Genomic DNA, 11,143 nt, shown 5'->3' on the forward strand with positions numbered 1-11,143 from the left:
ATAATGATGAGCAAAGAAATTGCATTAGTAACAGGAGCAAACGGACATTTAGGAAATAACTTGGTACGATTACTACTTTCTAAAAACCAAAAAGTAAGAGCAACCGTCAGAAATAGCAAAAACCTAGAACCTTTTAAAGGATTGGATTGTGAAGTGGTACCAGCAGATATCACCGATCGCGATTCCTTGAGAAAAGCATTTAAAGGCGTTACCAATATCTATGCGGTAGGCGCTAACTTTAGTATGTGGGCGAAAAATCCGAAAGCCGAAATCTACGATAACAATGTACAAGGAACGCAAAATGTATTCGATATCGCAAAAGAATGTGGTGTTAAAAACATCGTTTATGTAAGTTCGGTAGCTTCTTTAGACTTCACCAAATTACCAGCAAATGTGGACAATGGCTATAATAAAGATCGTAGAAACTGGTATTACAATTCTAAGAATGATTCCGATGCACTTGCTATTCGTTTAGGAAAAAAATACGGCATTAGAACCGTTTTAATTTTACCTGCAGCAATGATTGGCAGCGAAGCTTTTACATTAAGCTATACCAACAATTTGGTACATCAAATTTTAAAAGGTGAAATTCCTATAGATACCAATGTTACTTTAAATTGGATAGACGTAAAAGATGTCGCTTTTGGCGCATACCAAGCCATGTTGAAAGGCAGAAATGGCGAGCGTTACATTTTGGCGAATGAACAACATACCACTTTACAAGAAAGTGTAGAAATAGCTTCCCAATTATACCCAGAATTACATTTAAAAACACCAAAGAAAGTCCCAAAGTGTTTGTTGTATTCGGTTGCAGGACTCATGGAATTTACAAGTAGAATCACTGGCAAAGAACCTTTATTACAACGCCATTATATCGATATGTTTTACGGATTAAAACAGGATTACGACATCTCTACATCGAAACAAGAATTAGGGTTTCAACCCAAATCGTCTAAAAAAGCACTGCAAGAGGCTTTACGCTATTTGAAAGAAGATTGGCAAAACCCTAAAACCAAATAAGATTAAAATAGCGATTGGAGTTGTACTTCTTTCGCTATTTTTTATATCCAGAAGGCCTTAAAATTGGGGGGAACTTTAAAAAAGAATTAGAATAGTTGCATGCTTTACGGTTTTCCGTAATATTTAAATAAAAGTATTTTATATATTGTACTCGCTATTAATTGATTATCTCCATACTATCCTCTTTTTGATTTTTTGGAATTGCTGATTTGTAGCATTTAATAGGAAACCATGTTTTGCAGGCTGTAAAAGGTAGCTAAAGGTTGGTTTTGTGTTTGTATAAAATAGTTGCCACGAATTAAAACCAACCTAGAAACTAATGTCAAAAGAAATACTAAAATTCCATTTTTATTCAATTAAGTTTACAGCTTACTCAAAGTTGGAAAGAGAGTACAGTAGTACAACAATTCTAAAAGATGCAATCACTTTCTTAACAAACGAATTGCACAAAGGACAAGGTTATTTAATTGACAAAAATAGAAATCGAGAGAATGAAAGTCCGAGAGAACTATTTATGACTAGTGCTGTGTTTATGCCAAGAGAAAGACGAATAAGATGTACACTAGCACTTCTTCGTTCTGGAAGAATTCCAAAAATAAAACCAGTCGATGAGTATAAATTAGTTCCTATTAAAACTCTTGGCTCTATTGCGGAAGAAACACATTTCTTTATTGATTTTAGCCGAAACTATGGAGTGGTTTGTATTGAATATAATCACTATGGACCAAGAATGTCAGACGTTGAATACTATTTGAGAAATGTATCTCGAGAAAAATTAAAATTAGCTAAATCGGTTGATGTAAATTTATATATGAGCAATACGATAGATAAAACTTTAGAAAATCTACGTAATGTTTTAAATATGCAGATTAAAATTCAACCAAGTAAAATAGCGCAAATGGATAATGATGTGAAAGGTCAGTATTTCACGGGAATTAACACTATTGGAAATAGATTAAAACCAAATTTCATAAGAGTAGAAACCTATTTCCAAGCACCTGGAAATAACGTAACTAGTAAGGAACTAAATAAAGAAGCGAATACAATGGTTAAAACTTTACTTGGTAAATTTAAAGCAAGACCGTTTCATATTGACTGTTTCGACGATTTTGTTATTAAATACGAGGATAAAGAAGGAAATGAAGAATTATTTAATTTGTTACGAGAAAAAAAGGAATTGGATTACGAAGTCGAAATGTCAACTCTAAAAAAGAAAAGACATTGGTACGAATTGATTGAAGAAGATTTTGATGAATTTATGTTAAAATTTAACTAATGATATTAGATAAATATTTCAGAAGACCTGTACTTTATGACTATTTGATTTCAATAATAGTTGGTGCACTATTGTATTTCCTTTTTTACAAAGGTTTAATCAATTTACCAAATGATGAACGTTCTTTATCTATGACAACAGATTTAGCGAACGTAGGACTAACTAGTGCTGGATTTATACTTACACTATTAACTGTTTTGATTACATTTAAAAGCAGTACTAGTATAAGTAAAAAAGAATATTCAGAAGATGATTCTTTGTTCAATTTGTTTTTCGCTTCTGACTTATATTTTATAACAGTCCGTATTTTAAAAAATTCTATAAAATCACTTATTTTAATATCAGTTTTAGGATTTGCTTTAAAATTAGGTATTCCTAAAGAATACTTGATTTATGTGTTTTTCTATAATGTTTTTGGTTTAATAATTATAGCTCTAACTCTTTATAGATGTTTACTCGTTTTGACTAAAGTATTGAAAATGCAAAAGTAAAATAACTGGTGGCAACACCGTATATAATTTATTGCTTCTTGCCTACTTACGAAAGTCCTCGCGGACTTTCTTGGTCGGTAATTATTTACTAAATTAGTTGCTTGAAACACGTAACAAACCATATACAAACAGGTTGTGGATAATTATGACAAAACCAATGAAATATACATTTAAAACAAGATTTTGGAATTTAATATTCCGTATTCGAAGATTTTTAAAATTGTTAATTCGAAGATTTAAATCTCAAGATGTATTAGCTGTTTATGATAGTGATTTAGATAATCTGTTAATTAAGCTAAACTTATACGATAAAATTAAGCAAGGAAAATTTTCTTGCCAAAACTGTAAAACCATAATTACACGAGATAATTTAGGAATTATAGCTAATGAAAATGACAGCATCCAAATTTACTGTATATCAACTGGATGTAATAGAAACCATTATAACCTAGAAGTAAATGCTTGATTCGATATTTAAAATTGCAGTAATTGTTTTAGCCTTTATGGGTGTTGCTGTTACAGTAATGAAGTTTTTCGGATTGTCAACGAAAGCTTTGGTTTGGTGGAAGAATGTTTATGAAAAATTATCAAAAAGGAGAAAAAGCAAATTTCTTAAAAAGAAAGCTATTCAACATAAAATTGAGGCTGTGGTGAATACAACCGTATTTGATTTGCAGAAAGAATTACCTCAAAAATGGGTTAAAAAAATGCACCTAAAATGGGTTGATAAAGGCAGTATAAATCGATTAAAATCTGGGCAAAGCATAATTAGAATAGAACCAGATTCAAGGCAAGATTACAATATAATTAACGGAGTTTATTTTTATTTTCATCACGCTTTGTTTCCTCAAACTTATGAAGTGGTTCCTAATAGAGTTATGAATTCATTGTCCGTGAAATTAAGTGAACGGACAATCCAAAATAGTGAAAATGCTGATTTTCTATTGAAAACTTTTAAAGAAACTATACTAGAAAGAGAAATTCAAAATGATTCTGAAATCCTTGAGTTTTATGAACCTTTTGTGGAATTGGACAATCGTGGATTTTTAACTGGTGCATTAATAAGGGAAATTGATTCTATGTCTGAAAAAGTTCGAGTTAAAAAGGAAAGAAATAATTTTGAAGAAATAATTAAAGCTACAATGAATCATATGACCTCTTTCGCAACAAAAGTAAAAGGTGGAAAAGATGCTGTTGCCCAAATAGAATGGACATATTCTAATGAATTACATAAATATAGATTTTTACTTGCTAAAAGTATGAGAAAAATGAAAGTAGATGCTCATTTAAATCGTGCAAAAGAAGCATACGATGATGGTATTGATAGACTATATGTATTTGGAGCAAATAAAGACATCCCATTTACGAATAAGCTCATAACACGAATTACGAATAATACAGAATATAAACACGAAGAAACTTTTGATTTGGACAATGATTTTCATTCCAACAAAAAAGGGATTGGTGCATTATTCATAAAATAACTATGCACAAAACCGTATAAAATTAATTACTAGTTCTAGTCTACTTGCGAAAACCCTCGCCGATTTTATATATGCAATTTATTTCCTAACTTTAGTTCTTTAGGAGCATAACTAATTATATGCAAGCGAATTAGGTGCTTGTTTGAATCAGGCAGTTTTAACTAAAAGGAAATCATTATGAAATTGATAATTTGGTTAATTATTGGAATAATTTTCATCATAATTCTATTCCAATTACTCTTGCGTTTTCATAATATAAAATTACTTAAATCTGTCACATCCATTAATAGAGGAACGAAATCTGAAAGAAACTTGATTTTGAAATTGTTAAAAAATGGAATTCATGAGCTAACGATCTTTCATGATTTATACATTAAAACCAATCAAGGGAAAACTTCACAAATTGATTTAGTATTAGCTACAACTGAAGGTGTAATAGTAATTGAGGTTAAAGATTATAAAGGTTGGATTTACGGAAATGGAAATTATTCTCATTGGACACAAAGCCTTGCATTCGGAAATATAAAACACCGTTTTTACAATCCAATAAAACAAAATAAAAGTCATATTAAATCACTTAAAAGCGAACTTAAACAATTTGAAAAAATACCTTTTTATTCCCTTATTGTATTTTATGGTGAATGTGAACTGAAAGAGATTAATTATATCCCAAAAGGAACATTTATTGTTAAACAGCATCGTTTATTAGAAGTTTTAAAGAACATAAAGGAAAACAACGAACCTGCTACATATACTAATAAAAGAGAAATAATAAGAGTGTTAAAAAATGCGGTAAAAAATGGCGAGAATAAAATCAATCAAAAAAAGCATATTGACAATATTAATGACATGATTGGTAAAGATCGTATTTATGATTAGTAGACAACACCGCACATAACTTATTACTATTCCTAACCTGCTTCCAAAAACCCTCCAATATTCCCCATCCGGTTTTTATTCCCTAACTTAGTGGTTTAACTATTCAAATTTCTGTATACGAGTATTTTGTCGTTAATGAATACCAGCAATTGGCTTGTATAGAATATCATAACCAATAGAAATAGCACATGAAAAAGTTCATATATCTAAGCTTAATTTCAATTTCTGTAAACCTTTTTGCGCAATCCAATACGGAGGTTTTTTTATTGGATATAACCAGCACTAATGGGATCATGGCATTAGAAAATCTTAAAAATATTTCCAATAATGCCGGTTATGACAACCAGCCTTCTTTTTACGACAATAATACGGTGCTTTTCTCTTCCATAAGAAATAAGCAGACCGATATTAAAAAGTATCATATAAGTACCGATGCGGTTTCTTGGAAAACAAATACTGCTTATGGAAGTGAGTATTCGCCATTAAAAATGCCAAACAAAGCATCTGTTTCCGCGGTGCGTTTAGATGAAAATGGATTACAACGTTTATATGAATATAACTTGGCAACTGGAAAATCGGAAATAATTCTAAAAGAATTAAAAGTAGGCTATTCCGTTTGGTACAATCAAAATATTTTGATTACCTCCGTTTTAGTAGGCGATAGTATGGATTTGGTTGTTTCTAATCTAAAGGATAATACCAATCTAACCGCGCATAATAATGTTGGGCGTTCTTTGCATAAAATTCCAAATTCCGATTTAATTAGTTTCATAAGTTATGAAAACAATGCATCCACAATAAAATCGCTTAATCCTATAACAGGTGCTATAAAAATTATTAAAACATTACCCATTCCGATTACCGATATGTGCTGGTTTTCAGAAAATATAATCTGGATTCCCGATGGGAAAATAATTGCTCAATTCAATACTTCTAAGGATAGTATGGATATTTTACATCATTTTAAAGAAGATGAAATAAACGGAATTTCAAGAATTTCTGTAAGTCCGGACGGTAAGCATTTGGCTTTGGTTTCCGAGGAATCGCCAGTTATTGTGATTCAAAAACAGGTTCAAGCATTTAACAAAAGGGATTTAGAAAGTGTAATGTCCTTTTATGCCAACAATGTAATTGTTAAAGACTTTCCCAATGATACGCTTTATGCAGGTAGCTCTAAATTAGAGTCCGATTTCAAAACGCTTTTAATGAATGATCCCAAAGCTAGTATTGAAATTTTAAAACGCATCCATAAAGGAAAGGTAGTTATCGATGAAGAACGTATACATATAAATGGAAAAGACCATCATCGAGCGGTACTGTATGAAGTGGATAACGGAAAGATAATTAGTAAGACGTTTATACAACATAAAGAAAAACTTCTAGAAGCAGAAGCTATTGTTGCGCAACAGTTGGAAGCGTTTAATGCAAAGGATATTGATGCTTTTGTGAATACTTTTGATAGCGAAGTAAAAGCCTATGACTTTCCGAATAGACTTTATGTACAAGACAAAAAAGAGTTACATACCACTTTTAGTGATTTTTTTGCGCAAACGCCGGATTTACATTGTGAAATTACAAATCGAATAATTCTTGGAAATGTCGTTATCGACGAAGAATATTTGACGGTTAATGGCGCTAATTACAATGCGATTGCTATTTATGAAATAGAAAATGGTAAAATTGTTAGAATGACTACCGTACGATAAAAATTAGTTGGATTACGTGCATAAATAACTACTGCCAACACCGTAAATAACTTCTTCCTAGTTCCAACCAACGCTTACAAATCCGCACAGATTTTCTATTCCATTTGTATTTGCTAACTTTGGTAATAAATAACCAAATACCTTGATAATCCTTCAAAAATGAATAGACGCATCTTCATCAGCATCCTACTTCTTTTACTCTGCAAAGTAACCTTAGCACAAAATGCTACTGTAACCAGTAAACAGCTGGATGAAAAGGAAATAAACACCATTTTTACTGCCAGTATTAAAGAGCAATTACAAATAGATTACGCTATTTATAGAATTTATGAGTTTAACGATAAAGCAGGAAAACACTTTATCGTAATGACTAGAAATAAAATTACCTGTGAAGAGCGAGCAGCATGTTTTGATACGATTAAAGCCTCTTGTTATACATACAAAGCGGGCGTTTTTAAGCTGCAATGGACGGTGAAAGATGCTATTCTACCAAGCAAGGATGAATATTCTATTTCGCATTGGACCAAGTATTTTGAAATAGCCGATTATGACCAAGATGGTAAGGTAGATCCCATACTTATTTATGGCACTTTTGCGCTGAATGATGCCATGGATGGAAGAATAAGAATACGCATGTATTACCAAGGAAAAGAAATAGTAATAAGACATCAAAATGCCATATCCGATTATGATAGAAAGACACAAGTCGATAAAGCATTTTACACATTGCCAATAAAAATGCAACAACGTGTAAAGCATGTCATGGATCAAATTACCGAAAATGACCATGGTCTTTTTCCTAGCGGTTGGGAAAAAGCCATGGAGCATAAAAAAACGAAGTTTGATGAAAGCTAAAAAGAGCTTTTCAACCGTTTAAATTAGTACACATTTGTAGCTGCTATTGCAGGTGGTTTTCTGGAAGTATTTTTATTTCGGAAGGATTATGCTTCCGATGGAAACAAGAAGTTAGAAAGCATTCCGGTATAAACCAGATACCTTAAAGAATTCTAAAGTGTATGCTACTTTTATGTCTTCCGAAGCATCGAAAAAAAACAACGGACCATTATTTTATACATTAAAACATGTTTACATTTTCATTTAATCACATCGCAATTTCGGTAAAGGATGTCGACAAGTCGATGGCATTTTACCAGAAAGTACTGCAACTAAAAGAGGTGGAGAATACCGCTTCCAATTCTAAAACCCGATGGCTAGCTTTAGGAGAAGGCAAACAATTACATATTATTCCTAGACCAAAGGAGGAAGTAAAGACCAATAAGGCCGTTCATTTTGCTTTAGCGATAGCCGATATAGATGCATTTATACAGCACTTAAATACTTTGCGCGTCAATTATAGCGACTGGCTTGGAACCGTAAGTAAAGACTATGTTCGAAAAGATGGTGTGCAACAAGTCTATTTTCAAGATCCGGATGGTTATTGGATAGAAATAAATAACGTATTTTAAGATATAGAACAGCTACTATTTTTGAATAATTAAGGCTATTTGACTTTATAAGAAAAAAGAACTAACTTAGTTAACTCTCTTATAATTAATTATATACGTATTAATAGCAATTCGTAAAGTCCTCCTTTTTAGGAAATAATTATTTCAAGAAATCATTAGAAATGAACAAGTTATTAGTAAGTGTCGCGCTATTGTTGGTATTAAGTGTTTCGTTCACTTCATGTCGAGAAACAGCAAAAAATAATGCTCCAAGAGATGTTTTAGAAAATGCTGCTGAAGCAGTTGAAGCCATTAGAGATTCTGTGAAGAAAATCGAAGATCCATGGGAAACCGTTACAGATGCAACAGAAAACCCTATTGGATATCCTGTAGAGTCTGCCACAGAAGAAACAGTAATAAAGGCGGGAGGAGCAGTGCAAAACCCAGTTGGAAATACCAATAGTGTTGTGAAGAGCACAACAGGATCTCCAGTAAAGGATGTTGTAGAAGAAGTTTTTGAAGAGGTGCAGGTTGCGAGTTCGATTAAGCCAGAGGATTATAAAGTTGTTTTATCTGTGGATGGTGCTATAAATAAGAACGAAACAGGAATGATGCAAGTATGGATTGGTGCTTCTAAAATAAAACCATTCTTTTCTGACGGTATGGTGCAAGACGAAACAACAGTTCCTTCCAACATAGGTAGCTATGCTAAAATAACGCCAGTGGCATCCGATTCGGATTTTGAAATTGTATATCTCACCGATGAAAAATGCTATAAAATACACCCAAGTGGATCGGATGTTCGTTTTTTATTAAAACCCAAAAGAGCAGGTACCTATAAAGTAAGTGCTAATGTTGAAATATTTAGGGATAGCAACTGTAGCGGAGAATTTGTTCCTAAAACATCCAAAACGCTATCTGTTATTGTAGCTGTAGATATCAAAAAAGATATTTCTACACGAATACAAGTACTTTTAGATATTATTTGGGAGAAATTCCTAACTTTTTGGGGCGCTTTAATTGCTTTTATTTTTGCTGTTCTATTCTTTCTAATCAAACGAAGAATAAAGCGTAAAACAGATTATGAGGAATCGGAAGACTAAAACTAGTCTTGCAACAAGCCAATGACTTCTTTTACACCAATCGTTGCAGGTTTTGCAATCACCGTTAGATGCTTATTATTATTATTACCTATAGCCGGTTTCGGATCTATAAAATAAGTAGCTGTGTTTTCTGGCACATAATGCATTAAGCTCGCAGCAGGATAGACTTGCATACTGGTGCCTATAATTATTAATATATCTGCTGTTTCGCAAATCGCTACTGCTTTTTCCATCATAGGTACCGCTTCACCAAACCAAACAATATGTGGTCGCATTTGGTGTCCTTTGGCATCCAAATCACCAAGTAGCATATCTGTTTTCCATTCTTGAATGTCGGTTTTGTTAAAGATACTTCGTGCTTTTAATAATTCGCCATGTAAATGTGTGACGTTCGTACTTCCTGCACGTTCGTGTAAATCGTCTACATTTTGGGTAATAATAGAGACTTGGTAGTTTTTTTCTAAAGTAGCTAGATCCAAATGTGCTTGGTTAGGTTGGACTTCTAAAAGTTGTTTTCTGCGTTGGTTGTAAAAATCTAGAACTAGTTCCGGATTGTTTAAAAATCCTTGCGGGGATGCCACTTCCATAACGTCGTGACCTTCCCATAAACCATCGGCATCGCGAAAGGTTTTAATACCGCTTTCGGCACTTATTCCGGCGCCTGTTAATACTACAATGTGTTTCATTTTATAAAATTACTAAATTAGTAGCATTGCGAAGTAGATTTCATTTGAAAATTTACGGAGTTTATCTATATGTTTTACAACTTTATTTAAAAAGATTTCCACGTCACTTTGTTCCTCGTAATGACATTTCCTATTTTTGAATTATGACAGACATAAAACTCCTAGAATATCTAGAAACCTATTTAACCGAAAATCGTAGAAACAAGTTTAGTAAGGTGATTAAACAACGTACTAAGCATTTTACGGTTGCTACAGAAGATGTATACCAATTACACAATACCAGTGCGGTAATGCGTAGCTGTGATGTTTTTGGGATACAAGAAGTGAATATTGTAGAAGAGGTGAATAGCAAAACGATAGATCGAGAAATTGCAATGGGAGCACAGAAATGGGTAGATTTAAATAGATTCCATTCTATTAAAGATTGTATTGCAGCTGTAAAAGAGAACGGCTATCAAATTGTGGCAACTACGCCACATACTAACGATTGTGAATTGCAAGATTTTGATTTTACGAAGAAGTCTTGTTTTTTTTTTGGAAGAGAAACGGAAGGATTAAGCCAGGAAGTTATGGATGCTGCAGATAGCTATTTAAAAATACCAATGGTAGGTTTTACCGAAAGTTTAAATATATCTGTAAGTGCAGCTATTGTTTTACAAGATGTAACTGCTAAATTACGACGAAGTGCTATTGCTTGGCAACTTACCGAAGAAGAACAAAATGAAAAACGATTGGATTGGGTGAAGAAAACCATTAAAAGCTATGATCAGATTGTAGGGCGTTATTATGAAGAGAATCAATAGTGTCATTGCGAGGCACGAAGCAATCTGTTTGTGGAATTATTTAGTATTATAAAATAGCTTCGCATTTTAGGTCAAACGCTCCGAATTTATTCTAATTATACAAACGAAGCAGCTCTCCTCTTATTTTAAGAGGAGAATGAATTTAAATGCTTTTCGCATTTGAAGAAAGAGGAGTTAATAAAATAGTGTTGTGGATATCAAAATAGCTTCGCATTTTAGGTCAAACTCTCCAAATTTATTTGCAATAAAT

General features: G+C 32.6%; 11 protein-coding genes. 10 read left to right on the plus strand and 1 reads right to left on the minus strand.

The features are described 5' to 3' along the window. The first annotated feature begins 6 nt into the window (after nt 1-6). The 9 genes from ACVCXO_RS09980 (at nt 7) to ACVCXO_RS10020 (ending at nt 9,404) form a co-directional block, all read left to right on the plus strand. Nucleotides 7-1,020, plus strand: coding sequence for an NAD-dependent epimerase/dehydratase family protein (locus ACVCXO_RS09980; protein ID WP_452229449.1), 1,014 nt, complete (start codon nt 7-9; stop codon nt 1,018-1,020). A 379-nt stretch (nt 1,021-1,399) separates the two neighbouring features. Next, nucleotides 1,400-2,296: a hypothetical protein gene (locus ACVCXO_RS09985; RefSeq protein WP_452229450.1), complete on the plus strand. Its 897-nt coding sequence runs from the start codon at nt 1,400-1,402 to the stop codon at nt 2,294-2,296. Then, complete coding sequence (locus ACVCXO_RS09990) at nt 2,296-2,787, plus strand: hypothetical protein (RefSeq protein ID WP_452229451.1); 492 nt, start codon at nt 2,296-2,298, stop codon at nt 2,785-2,787. Before ACVCXO_RS09985 ends, ACVCXO_RS09990 begins: the two co-directional genes overlap by 1 nt. Before the next feature lie 458 nt (nt 2,788-3,245). After that, nucleotides 3,246-4,271, plus strand: a complete 1,026-nt coding sequence (locus tag ACVCXO_RS09995; protein ID WP_452229452.1) for a hypothetical protein — start codon at nt 3,246-3,248, stop codon at nt 4,269-4,271. A gap of 177 nt (nt 4,272-4,448) precedes the next feature. Further along, a complete protein-coding gene (locus tag ACVCXO_RS10000) occupies nt 4,449-5,150 on the plus strand; it encodes a nuclease-related domain-containing protein (protein WP_452229453.1) in 702 nt (233 codons plus the stop codon). A 188-nt stretch (nt 5,151-5,338) separates the two neighbouring features. Further along, entirely contained in the window at nt 5,339-6,856 is a 1,518-nt protein-coding gene (locus tag ACVCXO_RS10005; RefSeq protein WP_452229454.1) for a nuclear transport factor 2 family protein, read from the plus strand. Nucleotides 6,857-7,015: 159 nt separating this feature from the next. Beyond that, a complete protein-coding gene (locus ACVCXO_RS10010) occupies nt 7,016-7,711 on the plus strand; it encodes a M949_RS01915 family surface polysaccharide biosynthesis protein (RefSeq protein ID WP_452229455.1) in 696 nt (231 codons plus the stop codon). 227 nt (nt 7,712-7,938) lie between these two features. Next, entirely contained in the window at nt 7,939-8,322 is a 384-nt protein-coding gene (locus ACVCXO_RS10015) for a VOC family protein (protein WP_452229456.1), read from the plus strand. Between the two features lie 161 nt (nt 8,323-8,483). Then, nucleotides 8,484-9,404, plus strand: a complete 921-nt coding sequence (locus ACVCXO_RS10020) for a hypothetical protein (protein WP_452229457.1) — start codon at nt 8,484-8,486, stop codon at nt 9,402-9,404. A 2-nt stretch (nt 9,405-9,406) separates the two neighbouring features. Here ACVCXO_RS10020 and ACVCXO_RS10025 read toward each other — a convergent pair whose 3' ends face one another. Continuing rightward, nucleotides 9,407-10,090: an SIR2 family NAD-dependent protein deacylase gene (locus tag ACVCXO_RS10025; RefSeq protein ID WP_452229458.1), complete on the minus strand. Its 684-nt coding sequence runs from the start codon at nt 10,088-10,090 to the stop codon at nt 9,407-9,409. A 143-nt stretch (nt 10,091-10,233) separates the two neighbouring features. Between ACVCXO_RS10025 and ACVCXO_RS10030 the strand changes: the two genes are divergently transcribed. Further along, on the plus strand, nt 10,234-10,893 hold the full coding sequence (locus tag ACVCXO_RS10030; RefSeq protein WP_452229459.1) for a TrmH family RNA methyltransferase: 660 nt from the start codon (nt 10,234-10,236) through the stop codon (nt 10,891-10,893). Nucleotides 10,894-11,143 lie beyond the last annotated feature (250 nt).

This window comes from Lacinutrix sp. MEBiC02404, from assembly GCF_053601575.1.